This window comes from Aureimonas fodinaquatilis (genome assembly GCF_008369445.1).
GTDB classification, from domain to species: Bacteria; Pseudomonadota; Alphaproteobacteria; order Rhizobiales; family Rhizobiaceae; genus Aureimonas; species Aureimonas fodinaquatilis.
In genome coordinates this window covers 1128395-1142891 of sequence record NZ_VTWH01000002.1, presented here as the reverse complement: position 1 = coordinate 1142891, position 14497 = coordinate 1128395, and the positions used below count along the sequence as shown (strand labels likewise).

Below are 14497 nucleotides of genomic sequence, written 5' to 3'. Positions count from 1 at the left end.
GGCCTGTTCGCCAAAATTAGACCAAAAGTATTAATCATCCATTAACCATGCGATCAGAGGTTGGGATTTTGCAGCGGCGTACAGGACAAGGTCGAAACAAAATCGCGCGCCTTTTCTGCAAGGCTCGGCTCTTCTGCAACTGAACGCAGGATCACATATCCTTCGCTGGCATTAAACGGCACAGGAATTGCGGAAGCTTCATCAAAAAAGCCGGCAATTCTGGCTTCGTCCAATTGTTCCTGAGAGCCGATCGCCAGATCCAACTGGTTATCAAGTGCCGAGCGTTGGTTGATGCTGTATGAATTATCCCCCGCTCTGGTGAAAATGGCGGTGGACCAGAACGCACTGTTGGGTTGCGCTGTAATTCGCACTGGACCACTTGCAAGCGCAAAGCGGCACACCGCAATCTCGAACGCCGGATCAAAGAAGGGAAACATGGTGCGCGTATCCGGCGCAATTGTTGCGCTTTCGAACACTTCCGCCGTCCGGGCGATGCGCCCCCAATTGTTGTCCTGCGCCAGCGAGGGCAGGGCGAAGATGACCGCAATATGGACAATACCCGCGCCCACGACGCCAATCAGAATTGCAAGCAGCACTTTACCCATTTGGCTTGCATCCCAGGCGCTCGATTGACGGCATAACCGGAACTGCTGCACCGGTGGAGGTGGTGACAGGTGTGTCGTACAGCGTCAATGCAAGGACGTAAGGCCTGTTTCCTGCCAAGGCCAGCCAGTTTCCCGGCTGAGCTGTTGCGCTTACGATAATGGGTGCCTCGTTGGCGTCATTGCGCGCCAATCCGGAAGACAGGAGATAGGCTGGAAGATTTGAAGGCTGAGCCACAAGCATCTGGCCGTCAACCGAAAACGCAGCAAGGCTGTACAACCGAGCGGCCGGAACGCGCCCGCTAAGTCTATAGGTGCAGTTTGTGTGCAGCGCCTGCCCGGAAGAATCCAGTGCCGCGCGAAACGAGACACCTTCGCCCAGCCCTGGTGCCAGACTGCCTTGCCGCGCGTAACTGGCACGCGAATAAGGATCGGCATTGGGCGAACCGGCCATTCTGTCTGCCTGCCATGGCCCCACGCGCAAAATGTCCGAACCGGAAAAATGGTCCAGCATGGCTTTTGCAGACCAGGCTCCGCCGGCAAATGCGATTGCCAGAGCAGCGAGGCTTAGCAAAACTGTGCGAATGAATGCCATTTCCGGACTCTTCAGTGTGTTTCGACAGGCCGGGTGCCGGGCTGCCGCACCGTGGCGACACGATTTGTGTCTATCGGCGCTGCATTTGTCAGGCGTTTGGACAGGTCTACCAACACTTTTTGCGCCTCGGCGTTGATGCCGGGTCTGCGCACCACAACCGGCTGCTCACCGTCAGTGTTGCTGGCCACCGGCACACTGCCTGGATCCGGCAACGGATTTTCAATGCCGGGGATTGGCAGGAGATCGATGCCCTGATGCGCCGCTTCCATAAAACGTTGCCATGTCATTGCCGGCAGAACACCACCAGTAAGCCGCTTTGTTGGCTGGTAGCCATCATTGCCGAACCAGACCGCTGCGGTGAAATTGCCGGTATAGCCCACAAACCAAGCGTCACGATAGGCCTGGGTGGTGCCGGTTTTGCCTGCGGCGCGTGTCATGGTCAGTGCCGCACGCCGCGCTGTTCCGCGCTCGGGAATCTGAACCAGCATTTTGTTCATGGACCCGGCAGCCTGTTCTGACAGGACGCGGCGTCTTTCCGGCAAATCTGTTGCAGCATTCCAGATGGTGTTGCCTCTGCGATTGCGTATTTCCAATATTGCATGGCGGTGGGAATCCATGCCGCCGGCCGGAAACACTGCATAGGCCGTTGCCTGATCCATGACCGTCACTTCATTCGTGCCAAGCGCGATGGTTTTATCGCCGCGCAGGGGTGTCGCAACGCCCATTTCCTGAGCAAGCTTTGCCACATTCCCCGATCCGACTTTTTGGCTCAGCTTGACCGCAACCGTGTTGATGGACCGCGCCAGCGCGGTTTCCACCGTCATGCGCCCTGCAAACGAGTTGCCGTAATTGCCTGGAGACCAGTTGCCAATTCTGACCGGGCTGTCCACCACCATGTCTTCCGGCTTCATGCCATCTTCCATGGCTGCGGCATAAATATAGGGTTTGAAAGAAGAGCCGGGCTGGCGCAGCGCCCGCGTTGCGCGGTTGAACTGCGAAACGCCATAGTCGCGCCCACCGACCAGCGCCCGAACGCCACCTTCATGGTCAAGCACGACCATGGCGCCTTCTTCCACGTCATAGGTTTTGCCAAACTGCTTGAGGTGATAATCCACCGCGTCATCCGCAACTTTCTGCAGGCCCATATCAATCGTGGTGCGTGCGGTGAAATTGCGAATGTTCATGTCTGCGGTGATGCGGCGCACCTCATCAAAAGCAAAATCCAGAAAATAGTCCGGCGAGGTGATGGTCGATCTGTCTACCGCAGTGGCTGGACGCAGCCGTGCCGCCACCACCTGACCCTCGGTCATCAGACCGGAATCCACCATGGCTTTCAGGACCACATTGGCTCGTGCGCGGGCGGCAGGCAGGTTGATGTGCGGAGCATAAGCCGCAGGTGCCTTGAAAAGTCCGGCCAACATGGCGGCCTCTGCAAGCGTCACGTCCCGGACATCCTTGCCGAAGTAAAATTCGGCAGCCGCAGGCGCGCCAAATGTGCCGCCGCCCATATAGGCACGGTCCAGATACATAGCCAGAATTTCGTGCTTGGTCAGGTTGGCTTCCAACCAGAGCGAAATGAAAGCTTCCTTGATCTTGCGATCAAAGCTGCGCTCATTGGTCAGGAACAAATTTTTTGCCAATTGCTGGGTTAACGTCGAGCCACCCTGCACCACACTGCCGGCACGCGCATTTTCGCTCATTGCGCGCGCCAGACCGACAAGATCTATGCCCCAATGCTCAAAAAACCTGCGGTCTTCGGTTGCCAGCACGGCTTTGAGAAAATGGTCGGGAATTTCCTCAATCGGCACAGGTTCAGCCCGTACTTCTCCGCGGCGGCCGATTTCGTTGCCATGCCTGTCCAGAAACAAAACGGAGTAAGCGCCTTTTTGTGGCAGCCCCCCTGCGGTCAACTGCATGGCCGGCTGGGCAAGAGCAAGCAGGACGAAAAGCCCGGCGAGGCCCAATGTCATGGTTTCACAGCCGAGTTCCACCATGGCGCGGTTGAAGCCGCGCACGCGAAACCGGCGGAAAAAAATGGTCAAACGCTCCCACATGGCAGAAAAGCCATGAAAAAAACGCCACAAGCTGGTATCCAGCCAGGCGTCAACCTCAATAAGAGGTGTAAGCCTGTGGCTCTTCGGTTTCCTGGGTGGGAACTGTTCTGGCACGCTTCTGACCACCACACATTAGGGCACTGACTTTGCCCAGTTATCATACGCCTTTCTTAACTCTAGGTGTGCAAATTGACGTTAAACAACAAGCCACAAGTCGCGGAATCGTCATTGATTCCTCCAGTGCGTGATTTCGGCAACGGCCCGTTCTGGAAAGGGCGGCCGTTGGAGGCTTTTTCAGAAGCGGAATGGGAATCACTCTGCGATGGCTGTGGGCGCTGCTGCCTGAACAAGCTGGAAGACTGGGATACGGGCGAGATTGTCTGGACCTCGGTGGCGTGCAGTTTGCTGGACTGCGACACCTGCCGTTGCGGCGACTATCCCAACCGGCTGGCCACAGTGCCGGACTGCCTGCCGCTGACCCCCGTCAGCGTGCGCGAAATTTCGTGGTTGCCGCCAACATGCGGTTATCGGCTGGTGGCCGAAGGCAAGGATCTTTACTGGTGGCACCACCTTGTTTCCGGCAGCCGGGAAACCGTGCACGAAGCCGGAATTTCCGTGCGTGGGCGGGTGGTGAGCGAGATTGGAATAGGGCCGGACGATTACGAGGACCACCTGGCGGATTGGCCGGGCGAGAATCCTATGAAAGATTAAATTCATTTTATGAAAGAATAAGGATTGACAGCGTAACGGATGTTGGGTAGACGTTACCTACAGTCGGAAAACTGTAAGAATTTTGATGGGTCGGCAATTGCCGGCCTTTTTGCGTTCGGGGTGACAATGGCCCGTCAAACACAAACCGGAACGGGCGCACGCCAGAAACGGCGAACCGCAAAAACTGACCGGCAGCAACTGGCGGATATGGCAAAGGGACACGCCGAGGACGCATTGGCGGCACTTGTGGAAATTGCGCGTGAAGGGGGAAGTGAAACGGCCCGCATTTCCGCAGCAAATGCCATTCTAGATCGCGCCTATGGCAAACCTTCGACCGCAAGCCAAACTGCCGCAGACATTGAGCCACTGCCGAGTTCAGTTAACCTTGGCGAACTGTCGGATGAGGAACTGGTGGCCATTGCCCAAGGTGGGCCTATGCTTGCAAAAGGCACCAGCGAAACTGCTTGAAGCACGCGTGATAAGAGCCGTACCTTGAAGTTTCGCTGGTTTGTTGATCATTCCGGGCAATCTTCATCTGCCATTTCAGCGGCAGTTTTCTCGCCTTCCTGTTGAGACTGAACATCCTGAGGTGACGTCGCCACCTGACTGCCGTCCTGCCCAGCAGGCGCAAGAGGCATGGTGCTGCCATCCTTGGCAATGGCGTTGCTGCCGGACTCGGCACCAGTTGTGGCTGCCGCATCCTGCCCGGATTGCGGTGGCGCCTGTGTGGTGTCTGGCGTCTGCAAGGGGGCCATGCTGCCATCCTTGGAGATTGATGCCTGGTCGTCATGGCATTTTGCAGTGGCGGTGCCGCCAAGACCAATGGCGAGAATAGTGGCCAGAACTGCGGTTGTGCAGGTCTTCATTTTGACCTCCCGTGTTGTTGGCGCCCAATCGCTTAAAGCCACCATGTGGGCCCAGCGTTCCATCACATACGCGTTTTTGCGGAAATTCCAGAATGATGACACTGCCGATTATGCCGTTTCAGGCTGCTCGGGAACTCTTGCGCCGCAGGCGCGGACGCCGAAGCCTGATCGGCTTTTCCAAGGCTGTCGATATACCCGGCAAGCCTGAAAATGAGGATGAGGACTGCGAGGAGTTTCTGGAGGTTGAAAGTGGTATTGCCACGCATCACCGCCTTTTAATGCAGGAGGTGCAGACCTGTGTGGACACGCCAAACGGCCGGCTGATGGTATTCATGCCGCCCGGTAGCGCCAAAAGCACCTATGTCAGTGTGTTGACACCGCCCTTTGTTATGGGGCGCAAGCCCGGTTTCAGGGTTATCGGCGCCAGTTATGCGAGTGATCTGGCGCGCAAACTCGGGCGTCGCTGCCGCGCAATAGTTCGGCAAAGCGCCTACCGCACCACGTTTGGCACCGCGCTTTCCAGCGAAAGCGCGGCAGCGGATGAATGGGCACTGAAAAATGGTTCGGAATACATGGCGGGGGGTATTCTGTCCGGCATCACCGGCAATCGCGCCGATCTGGTGTTGATTGACGATCCGGTCAAAGGCCGGCAGGACGCTGAAAGCCTGGCGGTTCGCAAGAAGACAATGGACGCCTATCAGGATGACCTGATGACGCGGCTGCTTCCCGGTGGATCGGTGATCATTGTCCAGACGCGCTGGCACGAGGACGACCTCGCCGGGGCGATTCTGCCGCAGGGTTATGACGGGCAATCCGGCGCAATCGAATGCCGCGATGGTCAGACCTGGCGCGTGGTCTGTTTGCAGGCAAGGGCAGAGCGCGGCGACGACCCGCTGGGGCGGAAGCCGGGGGAGTATCTCTGGCCGGAATGGTTTGGCCGTGAGCACTGGCGACAATTCGAGCAGAACCCGCGAACCTGGGCCAGCCTGTTCCAGCAGCGACCGTCGCCCGATAATGGCGACATTTTTCAGCGCGAGTGGGTGCAGTATTACGACACTCTTCCGCAGGGTTGCCGTTTCTATGGCGGTTCAGATTACGCTGTGTCGGACGAGGGTGACTTTACCGTTCACGTTGTTCTGGCGATTGACCGCGACGGTAATTTGTACATTCACGATTTGTGGCGCGGCAAAGGTGAACCGGACAAATGGATTGAGCCGCTGCTGGATCTGGTGGAGCTTCACAATCCGCTCTGCTGGGCGGAAGAGGCCGGACAGATTAACAAATCCATTGGCCCGTTTCTTCGCCGCCGCATGGCAGAGCGCAAAGTGTTCTTTCAGCGCCGACAGGAAGCATCGACAACCGACAAAGTGGCGCGGGCGCGCTCGTTTCAGGGCCAGATGGCTTCCGGCAAAGTGTTCTTTCGCCGTGGCACCGAATGGCAGGCTGACCTGATCAGCGAGTTGATGGTCTTTCCAAATGGCCGCCATGACGATCAGGTTGATGCCATTACCAAGACAACACAGATGCTGGACCGCATGCGCGGCGCACCTGACAGCCAGGCTGCAAACACAATGCGCAATGCGTTTGCGGCACGCAATGCATTTGCCCCCAGAAAAGCAGGAACACGACTTTGAGCAACGCAACGGATTGGTCGGGCCGCATTGAAGAGGCGCGCCGGGTGGAAAGAGACTGGCGAACCAAGGGCAGGGAGGTGATCGACATTTACCGGGCCGAGAAAACTGCCGATGGCGGCAGCGGGCGCGGGCGATTCAACATGCTTTACGCCAATACATCCATTCTGGCCCCTGCGATGTATCAGCAGCCACCACGGGCGGACGTGCGCCGCCGCTTCAGCCGGGCAAACCCGGTGGCAGACCGCGCGGCCGCAATTTTGCAGGCGGCGTTGAATGCATCGTTTGAGACGGGTGGGCTGGACAGTGAAGTCAAGCGCATGGTGCAGGATGTGCTGCTGCCCGGGCGCGCAGTGCTGCGTGTCAGGTGGGTGCCCGTGGTTCAGGAACTCTTGAGCACCGGCCCCGACGGCGTGCCACTGAAAGAGGTGCGGAAGGTCTGGGAGACGCTGGAATACGATCACGTGTTCTGGGAAGATTTTATCTGTGAGCCGGCGCGCCGTTGGAAAGAAGTCAACTGGTGCGCTTTCCGCCATTATCTGACCCGGCAGCAAATGCGGGAAGAGTTTGGCGACAGCGAAGACATTGCCAGGCTTTTGGATGATGGTGAATGGTCGCGCGCAGCATTCGTTCATTCTCCATCCGATACGGAGCAACTGAGCAATACTTGCAAGTCTGCGGAGCCAAGGGCCATTGTCTGGGAATGCTGGGACAAGACTGGCCGTGTGATTGACTGGATTGTGCCGGGCATCAGCTCGCAATTGTTGCGGCGTGACGAAGATGTCCTGCAGCTTCAGGGATTTTTTCCATGCGCCGAACCGCTGACATCTGTTTCTACCAGCAACACAATGGTGCCGGTGCCGGAATATGAGATTTACCGCGACCTTGCAGCGGAAGTCGCCCGGCTGACCGAGCGCATAGATGCGATTATGAAGCGCATGCGCATACGCGGCCTTTTTAACGGATCAATCGAGGAACTGGCCGATGCGCTGGATGGCGAGGATGGCAAGATGGTTGCCGTTGCCTCCGTGGAAATGGAAGCTTTGGCCAGCAATATCTGGTTGATACCACTGGACATGCTGGCGCAGACCGCCATGGCACTCTACGGCGCGCGAGAGCAATCCAAACAGGCACTTTATGAAGTTACCGGCATTTCTGATGTCTTGCGTGGGGCGTCTGTAGCAGGCGAAACCGCCACTGCACAACGGATCAAAGGCAATTTCGGCACTTTGCGCATTGACGACCGGCGGCGTGCGTTGAACGGCACCATTCAGCAGGTTAATCGAATTGCCGCCGAAATCATGGCCTCGAAATTCTCCGCACAAACCCTGTCGATGATGAGCGGATATGAGCTGACGCAGGATGTCGAGGCGTTTCTGCGCAACGAGGCCATGCTGATGTGCCATGTTGATGTGGAAACAGACAGCACCATTGCAGCCGATGAGTTCGGCGAACAGGAAACCGCAACCCGGCTTGTGCAGGCCGTGGGCGGAATTCTGCAAACCTTTGCTCCCTTGGTGCAGGCCGGTTTCGCTCCGCCGGAATTTGTGGCCGAAACCATGAAAATGCTGCTGCGGCCCTTCAAGGGATCGCGCGATCTGATCGACATTCTGAACCAGGCGATTGAGCAGCAACAGCTTCAGCAACCGGCGCAGGACCAGCCGCAACCGCCATCCCAGGAACAGGAAATGGCTGGCCAACAGGCCCGGATGCAGGCTGCCAAAGCGCAGATAGACCTTCAGGCAAGGCAGCAGGACATGCAACTGCGGCAGGAAAAGCACGCAGTTGATATGGCACGTGCTCAACAGGACATGGCCTTGCAGCGCGAAAAAATGCTGCTGCAAACAGCACGAAGCAGCGCCCCACCACCCCCGCATATCTGAGGAAACCATGAACGATTGCCGTTCTGATTTTCCATGTCCCGGCATTGCCCGGGCCATGGCTCCATACCGCTCGCCCGTATCCGGGCGCGAAATCACCACCCGTGCAGAACGGGCGGAAGACCTGAAACGCCATGGCTGTGTTGATGCCCGTGACCTGAAGGGCATGCGGCTGGCCAATGGCACAACGCATAGAGGATAGATCATGCGCACGACGGACCAGACAGAAGCCCAGACAATTGATGACGCCCTGCGGGCGGCATTTGATACGGTAAAGGCCACACGGGCTGGAACTGACGCGCAGAACAGCCTCCGCACACAGAATCAGACGCCGGCTGCAACCGCCGAACAGGTGGTTGCGGCCCCCGATGAATGGACTGAAGCAGACCAGCTTGCGCTGGCCGCATTGTCACCAGAGGTGCAAGCCCTTCTTGGCAAACGGATTGGTGCAATTGAAGCTGGCCACACCAGCAAAATGAATGAACACGCCGGTGCCTTGAAGCTTGCAGAAGGCGTGAACGCTCTGCTTGACGGCGATTTGCGCGGTCGCCTGCAAGCCTCTGGCATGGACGAAATTGCCGGTCTTCAGCATCTGATTAATCTTGAACGCTTTGCCACAAAAGATCCTGCGGGATATCTGCGGTTTGTCGTCCAGCAGGTTCAGGCCAACGGGGTTGATCCGGCAATGGTGCTTGGCCTGCGCACCGATGCCTCTGCGGCGGAGGACGACCCGTTTCAAGACCCGCGTGTCGCCAGGTTGCAAAGTCAGATCGGCGCAATGCAACAGCATTTGCAGCAGCAGGAGCTTGCCCGCCAGCAGGCAATTGTTGAGCAGCAGATAACCGCGTTCAAGGCCGACCCCCGGCACAGTCACCATGATGCCGTAACTCAGGACATGGCTCTGTTGTTACGGGCGGACCCAAAGCTTTCGCTTGAGCAGGCCTATGAACGTGCTGCGTGGGGCAACCCATCTGTGCGACAGCAAATGACGGAAACCGAATTTGCCAAACGGCAAGCTGATGAGCGAGCAAAGCTGGAAGCGGCCCAGGCCGCAAAAGCTGCCCGGCATAATGTCCGGGCTGGCGGGCGCGCTCTCAGCGCCAAGCCGGAAATCAACAATCTCGATGACGCAATCAACGCCGCCCTTGCCGGGCTTGGCGCATAAAAAGGAAGTATCTCATGTCTCCAGCCATGCTACGCCAGCTGCTTGCAACAACAATTTCCAACTACCGCAGCCAGCTTTATGACAACATCACTGGCTCCAACCTCATTCTTGCGACTTTGGAGAAAAAGGGCCGCATCACGTCTATCGACGGTGGCGCAGACATTCGCGGCCCGGTGATTTTCGATGAGGAAGAATTCAAATGGTATGATGGAATGGACAGCCTTGGCCGTGTCCAGAAGGAAACCATAGGCGAGGCGATTTACAGCCCCGGCATGGCAGCCGCTTCCATTACCCTTTCCGGTGAGGAAATGGCCAAGAACAATGGCAAGTCGCAGATCGTCAAGCTGATGCGCGGCAAAACGCAGAACGCCGAAAACACTCTGAAATCCGGCATCACCCGCGCCATTTATGGCGATGGTACGCTGGCAAAGTCTTTTGTCGGTCTGGACGCCATTGTTTCTGATACGCCAGCAGTGGGCACCGTTGGCGGCATTGACGCGGCTGCCAAGGCATGGTGGCGCAATAAGGCCGTAACTGTGGCCATGGCGGGTGCTGCGGATGACGCAGAGCGCTATCGCCGCCTGCGCAAAGGGATGAGCGCCTTGTATCGGGCCTGCGCCGTTGGCACCGAAAAGCCGGATGTCATTACGCTGGAAGATGATGTCTATGGCGTGTTTGAAGGCGGGTTGCAGGAAAACCAGCGTTATGCCGATGCCAATGCGGCGGCGTTGGGCTTTGACACGCTGAAATTCCGCCAGGCATCGGTGATCACCGAAAGTGCTGGCAGCGCGCACCCGGCTGATCATGGCTTTTTCATCAACACGGACTTTCTGGGTCTCGAATATTATGAGGGCCGCGGGTTTGATGAACTGGACCTGCCGGAATCCACCCCGGATGTTGATGCTGTTACCAAGCACATTGGCTTCATGGGCGCGATGACCTGCTACAAGCGCAACCGCCATGGCCGGTTGATTGTCACCGGCCTCTAATTTCCCCCGCATTCAATGTGAAGCGCCGTCGCAAGGCAACTTGCGGCGGCTTTTGTTTTTACAGGAGAGCAGAATGATCCGATTTTACGACAAGGCTGAACCGGCAGAGACCGGAGGCGACGGCCTGGCTACCTACCGGTTGGAAACCTATTTCGAAGCTTACCGCGACATCACCACGCGGATCGTGCGCCGGGCGCGCCCGGCCGACATTGCTGCATATCCGGCACAATACGCTGCTTACCAGGCTGCGCGGGTGGATGCTGATGATGGCTTTCCGCTTGTGGCCTGGCCCGGCGCGGATGAGGCCGTGCGGTTGGGTCTTGCCGAACGGGGCATATACACCGTGGAGCGTCTGGCACAGGCCGACCTTGCCGCTGCGCCGGTGGAATATCGTGATGCCCAATTGAAGGCCGCAAAATTCATCGATGACATTCGCATGGATGCGCCACGACTTGCGGCAGAGATTGCACAGTTGAAAAGCGAATTGACTGCCCGGGATGAGGATATTGCCGAACTGCGCAGCGAGATTGCGCGGCTGAAAAAACCGGCGAAAAAGCCCGCAAAGCCTGCTGAGGGCGAATAATGCAGGTGGGCTCGCTGGTTCAGGAAATTCTGGTCAGCCTGCAGTTGGCGCGACCGGGCACTGTGGTTGGCAATTCTGACCCGGCTGTTTCGCAAATGCTGTCGGCGCTTGCATCGGCAGCGGACGAACTGGTGCAGCGCCACCCATACACCCGCTTGCTGGTGGATGGAAAATGGGTGCAACCCGCTATCGGCCCCGCAACCGATGCTGTGACGCTGGATACGGACGAAATCCTGTTTGACACTTCCACCATTCGCGCCGCCACCAAATGGCGTTGGCAGGAGTGGAACGGGCTGGATTATGCCGAGGCTTTTCGGCAAACCGAAGACAGCATTTCGCGGGCGGCGGCGCGGCACTTGCGAGCAACACGCAGTGAGGTGGTTTATTGATGCGCCAGCCCCTTATTCGCCGTGTTTCACCCGGCATGCGCCGCGCGATGCCACAAACCATTCAGGCGCCCTATGGCGGCATCAACGGAGTTGACGCGCTGGCCGGGGGCATGAACCCGGTTGACGCAATCGATTTGCGCAATTTCATCTGCATCGATGGCGGGTTGGAAACCCGCGCCGGGTATGCAATCCGCAATGACCTTGGCACCGGTGCGCCAGTGCATTTTCTGCACAAAATGCCAGCCGGTGACTCCAGCATCGCGGGCAGCGGCGGCAAGCTGTTTTCGGTGGCGGGCGGCGTCACGCTTCTGGCGTCCGGCTTTACGTCCGACCGCTGGCGCTGTGCCGTCATGAACCAGCGGCTTATGCTGGTGAATGGCAGTGATGCACCCCGCACAGTATACGCCGGTTCCGTCACTGCAACGGCGTGGACCGGACCCGCCGACCTGACAAAGCTGCACCGGGTGCGCGCCCATGCAAAGCGGCTGTTTTTTGCGGAAAAGGGAACAGCAAGCTTCTGGTACACGGAAGCGCCTGGCAATATTGCAGGCGCGTTGAAATCCTTCGACCTTTCCGGCATTGGCAATCGCGGTGGCACACTGGTGGACATTGCCACAATGGCACCGGATGGCGGGCTTGGCGGCGACGACGACGCAATCGTGTTCTTCATGTCGTCGGGAGAGGCGATTGTTTATCGCGGATCCAACCCGGATGATGCGGGTAATTGGGGCCGCGTTGGCGTGTTTCAGGTTGCGCGGCCGGTGGTGGCGGAAAGTCATGCGGGCGATGTTCTGACAGTTTCAGCCGATGGGTATTCTGAATTGTCGCGGGTATTGCCTGCGGGCCGCTCTCCGGTTGCCGGGTTCGGTGCAAAGCTTGGGCGCATCGCCCGCCGCGCGGTGGCTGATTTTGGCCACAACCCCGGTTGGCAGGTGTTGTATCACCCCGGCCAAGGCTTGTTGCTTGTGCATTTTCCGCAAACTGCCACCAGCGGCCAGCAGCATATCTTGAACATGGCAACCGGCGCATGGTCGCGCTGGACAGACATGCCGGCCACCACATGGGGCCATATTGGCGATGCGCTGTGCTTCGGCACATCCGACGGCAAAATTTGCTCATATGGCGCAAATTCTGATGCGGGGGCGCCGATTGTTGCAACGGCGCAGGCCGCATGGAATGTGATGGGTGCGCCAGGGCATAAAAAGCGCATTGGACTGGTGAAGCCCTACGTAACCTCAATGGCAACGCCCACAGTACGGCACATTATCGGCGTGGATTTTCGAGCGCCGGTCTATGGCGCGGCGGCGGGCCTGACCGTGGCGGATGATACCGGCATATGGGACACAAGCGACTGGGACCACGCCGTTTGGGCGGGTGCCGAAAAGGTGACGGCGGATTTTCGCGGTGGCGGTGCACTTGGCGAGTGGATTGGCCTGGGCCTGCGGGTGGACAGTCAGGCCGGGCCGGTTAAGTGGCTGGCGACGACAATGAATGTCGAATTCGGGGGCTGAGCCATGGCCTACGAATTGTTGCTGAATGAAAGCGATCTGGTTTCGCGCTGGATTGCCAGACAAATCACCGATGAGCCAGATTTGTCCGGCGCTGTAGCCTTTGGCGCGGTGCGTAATGGCATGCTGGTTGGCGGCATTGCCTTCACAGAAATGCGCCATCCCGACATGCGCGTAACCGTGGCCGGTTATGGGCCATGGCTGTCGCTGCGCCTGCTGCGAACCGGCTTTGCCTATGCGTTCATTGATCAGGACTGTCGGCGGATAACCGCCATGGTCAAACGCACCAACAAGCCATCCCGCAAGCTGGTGGAAAAGCTGGGTTTCAAACTTGAAGGCGTTCACCGGCAATCCTTTGCCGATGGTGGAACGCTGTGCAGCTACGGAATGCTGCGAACTGAATGCAAGTGGTTGAAGGAAAAGAATTATGGGTAAATCAGCACCAAAAGCGCCGGATCCATACGCAACAGCGGCGGCGCAAACGCAGGCCAATACTGCCGCCACTCGTGAAAGCGCCAAGCTGAATGCTGTAGACCAGTATGGGCCTTATGGCTCGACCACGTACCAGCGTGCTCCTGATGGCGTCCCGGTTTCTCAGACAGTCAGCCTTGCGCCGGGCGTGCAGAATGTTTTCAACAATCAGGTGGGTATTGCAGACCAGTTGACCGGCAAGGCCAGCCAGCTGGTCAACCAGATACCAACAGGGCCAATGGATATTTCCGGCCTGCCTTCGCGCCAGACCAGCATTGCAAATGCTGGTGCTGTGCAAGGCTCTGTGCCTTCACAGTCTGCCAATCTGCAAACCTACAATTCGAATGGTTTGCCGGAACTGCCAGGCGCCAATGATTTTGGTGCGGCCGCAAAAACTGCGCAGGATGCGGCATTTGCCAAGGCGCAGGCATTGTTACAGCCGGGGCAGCAGCAAGAACAAAGCCAATTGGTGCAATCGCTGTCAGATCGCGGCATTCCACTGGACAGTGCCGCGGGGCAGGCAGAGCTAAACCGCATGCAGCAGGCGCAGAGCGAGGCGCAAAACCGCGCGGCATATGATGCTGTGTCGGCTGGCGCGGCAGAGCAATCACGGCAATACGGTCTGGCTGCAGCCGCACGCAACCAGTTGCATAGCGAGGGGCTTGCCACCGCTGGTTTCAACAATCAGGTGGCAGATAGCCGGTTCGGGCAGGATATGACGGCGGCGCAGTTCGCCAATTCCGCACAGGCACAGCGTTACGGCCAAAGCTCGCAAAACGCAGCATTCACTAACCAGCAGCGCAACGACGCTCTGACTGAATCCATGATGCTGCGGAACCAGTCGTTCAACGAGGCCTCGGCAATGTTGCAGGGCGCACCTGCCATGCAGTCGCCGGGCTTTATGAATCAGCCGGCCTATTCGATGCAGCCCGCCGATATTACCGGCCAGATCAACCAGAATTATCAGAACCAGTTGAACAGCTACAACAACCGGCAACAGGGACTTTGGGGCTCCGTCTCAAACCTTGGAACAGCCTGGTTGATGAGTTGACT

The 14497-nt window shown here is 58.1% G+C and carries 16 protein-coding genes; 12 read left to right on the top strand and 4 right to left on the bottom strand.

Features of this window, described 5'->3' with window-relative positions; translation table 11 throughout:
• Positions 1-53: 53 nt before the first annotated feature.
• From FPY71_RS11660 to FPY71_RS11650, 3 genes are read right to left on the bottom strand one after another with little or no spacing between them, the layout of a single operon-like run.
• Positions 54-605 carry a DUF1254 domain-containing protein gene (locus FPY71_RS11660; RefSeq protein ID WP_149300402.1) on the bottom strand — a complete coding sequence of 184 codons (552 nt, stop codon included), beginning with the start codon at positions 603-605 and terminating at the stop codon, positions 54-56.
• Complete coding sequence (locus FPY71_RS11655; RefSeq protein WP_149300401.1) at positions 598-1197, bottom strand: DUF1214 domain-containing protein; 600 nt, start codon at positions 1195-1197, stop codon at positions 598-600. Before FPY71_RS11655 ends, FPY71_RS11660 begins: the two co-directional genes overlap by 8 nt.
• 11 nt (positions 1198-1208) lie before the next feature.
• Entirely contained in the window at positions 1209-3365 is a 2157-nt protein-coding gene (locus tag FPY71_RS11650) for a transglycosylase domain-containing protein (protein ID WP_149300400.1), read from the bottom strand.
• Between the two features lie 117 nt (positions 3366-3482).
• On the opposite strand from FPY71_RS11650, the gene FPY71_RS11645 reads away from it, so the two are divergent.
• The gene (locus FPY71_RS11645; protein ID WP_246160484.1) at positions 3483-3962 is read left to right on the top strand and encodes a YcgN family cysteine cluster protein; all 480 of its coding nucleotides are present in this window, start codon (positions 3483-3485) and stop codon (positions 3960-3962) included.
• A 126-nt stretch (positions 3963-4088) separates the two neighbouring features.
• Positions 4089-4430 carry a hypothetical protein gene (locus FPY71_RS11640; protein WP_149300398.1) on the top strand — a complete coding sequence of 114 codons (342 nt, stop codon included), beginning with the start codon at positions 4089-4091 and terminating at the stop codon, positions 4428-4430.
• Between the two features lie 47 nt (positions 4431-4477).
• On the opposite strand, the gene FPY71_RS11635 is transcribed toward FPY71_RS11640, so the two are convergent.
• Entirely contained in the window at positions 4478-4828 is a 351-nt protein-coding gene (locus FPY71_RS11635) for a hypothetical protein (RefSeq protein WP_149300397.1), read from the bottom strand.
• 92 nt (positions 4829-4920) lie between these two features.
• Here FPY71_RS11635 and terL point away from each other — a divergent pair, with 92 nt between their 5' ends.
• From terL to FPY71_RS11585, 10 genes are all read left to right on the top strand, one after another.
• On the top strand, positions 4921-6462 hold the full coding sequence (gene terL, locus FPY71_RS11630; RefSeq protein WP_149300396.1) for a phage terminase large subunit: 1542 nt from the start codon (positions 4921-4923) through the stop codon (positions 6460-6462).
• Positions 6459-8342 (top strand): hypothetical protein, encoded by a 1884-nt coding sequence (locus tag FPY71_RS11625; protein WP_149300395.1) that lies wholly within the window; start codon positions 6459-6461, stop codon positions 8340-8342. Before terL ends, FPY71_RS11625 begins: the two co-directional genes overlap by 4 nt.
• A gap of 7 nt (positions 8343-8349) precedes the next feature.
• Positions 8350-8541: a hypothetical protein gene (locus tag FPY71_RS11620; protein ID WP_149300394.1), complete on the top strand. Its 192-nt coding sequence runs from the start codon at positions 8350-8352 to the stop codon at positions 8539-8541.
• Positions 8542-8544: 3 nt separating this feature from the next.
• Positions 8545-9504, top strand: coding sequence for a hypothetical protein (locus FPY71_RS11615; protein WP_149300393.1), 960 nt, complete (start codon positions 8545-8547; stop codon positions 9502-9504).
• A 14-nt stretch (positions 9505-9518) separates the two neighbouring features.
• Complete coding sequence (locus FPY71_RS11610; protein ID WP_149300392.1) at positions 9519-10493, top strand: phage major capsid protein; 975 nt, start codon at positions 9519-9521, stop codon at positions 10491-10493.
• 73 nt (positions 10494-10566) lie between these two features.
• Positions 10567-11076, top strand: coding sequence for a hypothetical protein (locus FPY71_RS11605; protein WP_149300391.1), 510 nt, complete (start codon positions 10567-10569; stop codon positions 11074-11076).
• Positions 11076-11465 (top strand): hypothetical protein, encoded by a 390-nt coding sequence (locus FPY71_RS11600; protein ID WP_149300390.1) that lies wholly within the window; start codon positions 11076-11078, stop codon positions 11463-11465. Before FPY71_RS11605 ends, FPY71_RS11600 begins: the two co-directional genes overlap by 1 nt.
• Positions 11465-12976, top strand: a complete 1512-nt coding sequence (locus tag FPY71_RS11595) for a hypothetical protein (protein WP_149300389.1) — start codon at positions 11465-11467, stop codon at positions 12974-12976. Before FPY71_RS11600 ends, FPY71_RS11595 begins: the two co-directional genes overlap by 1 nt.
• A 3-nt stretch (positions 12977-12979) precedes the next feature.
• Positions 12980-13408, top strand: coding sequence for a GNAT family N-acetyltransferase (locus FPY71_RS11590; RefSeq protein WP_149300388.1), 429 nt, complete (start codon positions 12980-12982; stop codon positions 13406-13408).
• Positions 13401-14495, top strand: coding sequence for a hypothetical protein (locus tag FPY71_RS11585; protein ID WP_149300387.1), 1095 nt, complete (start codon positions 13401-13403; stop codon positions 14493-14495). Before FPY71_RS11590 ends, FPY71_RS11585 begins: the two co-directional genes overlap by 8 nt.
• Positions 14496-14497 lie beyond the last annotated feature (2 nt).

What these genes read in the sequence shown, in the direction of transcription:
- FPY71_RS11590 (WP_149300388.1), top strand. Translation starts at nt 12,980, where the DNA reads ATGGCCTACGAATTGTTGCTGAATGAAAGCGATCTGGTTTCGCGCTGG.
- FPY71_RS11615 (WP_149300393.1), top strand. Translation starts at nt 8,545, where the DNA reads ATGCGCACGACGGACCAGACAGAAGCCCAGACAATTGATGACGCCCTG.
- FPY71_RS11610 (WP_149300392.1), top strand. Translation starts at nt 9,519, where the DNA reads ATGTCTCCAGCCATGCTACGCCAGCTGCTTGCAACAACAATTTCCAAC.
- terL (WP_149300396.1), top strand. Translation starts at nt 4,921, where the DNA reads ATGATGACACTGCCGATTATGCCGTTTCAGGCTGCTCGGGAACTCTTG.
- FPY71_RS11660 (WP_149300402.1), bottom strand. Translation starts at nt 605, where the DNA reads ATGGGTAAAGTGCTGCTTGCAATTCTGATTGGCGTCGTGGGCGCGGGT.
- FPY71_RS11655 (WP_149300401.1), bottom strand. Translation starts at nt 1,197, where the DNA reads ATGGCATTCATTCGCACAGTTTTGCTAAGCCTCGCTGCTCTGGCAATC.
- FPY71_RS11620 (WP_149300394.1), top strand. Translation starts at nt 8,350, where the DNA reads ATGAACGATTGCCGTTCTGATTTTCCATGTCCCGGCATTGCCCGGGCC.
- FPY71_RS11595 (WP_149300389.1), top strand. Translation starts at nt 11,465, where the DNA reads ATGCGCCAGCCCCTTATTCGCCGTGTTTCACCCGGCATGCGCCGCGCG.
- FPY71_RS11640 (WP_149300398.1), top strand. Translation starts at nt 4,089, where the DNA reads ATGGCCCGTCAAACACAAACCGGAACGGGCGCACGCCAGAAACGGCGA.
- FPY71_RS11585 (WP_149300387.1), top strand. Translation starts at nt 13,401, where the DNA reads ATGGGTAAATCAGCACCAAAAGCGCCGGATCCATACGCAACAGCGGCG.
- FPY71_RS11600 (WP_149300390.1), top strand. Translation starts at nt 11,076, where the DNA reads ATGCAGGTGGGCTCGCTGGTTCAGGAAATTCTGGTCAGCCTGCAGTTG.
- FPY71_RS11605 (WP_149300391.1), top strand. Translation starts at nt 10,567, where the DNA reads ATGATCCGATTTTACGACAAGGCTGAACCGGCAGAGACCGGAGGCGAC.
- FPY71_RS11635 (WP_149300397.1), bottom strand. Translation starts at nt 4,828, where the DNA reads ATGAAGACCTGCACAACCGCAGTTCTGGCCACTATTCTCGCCATTGGT.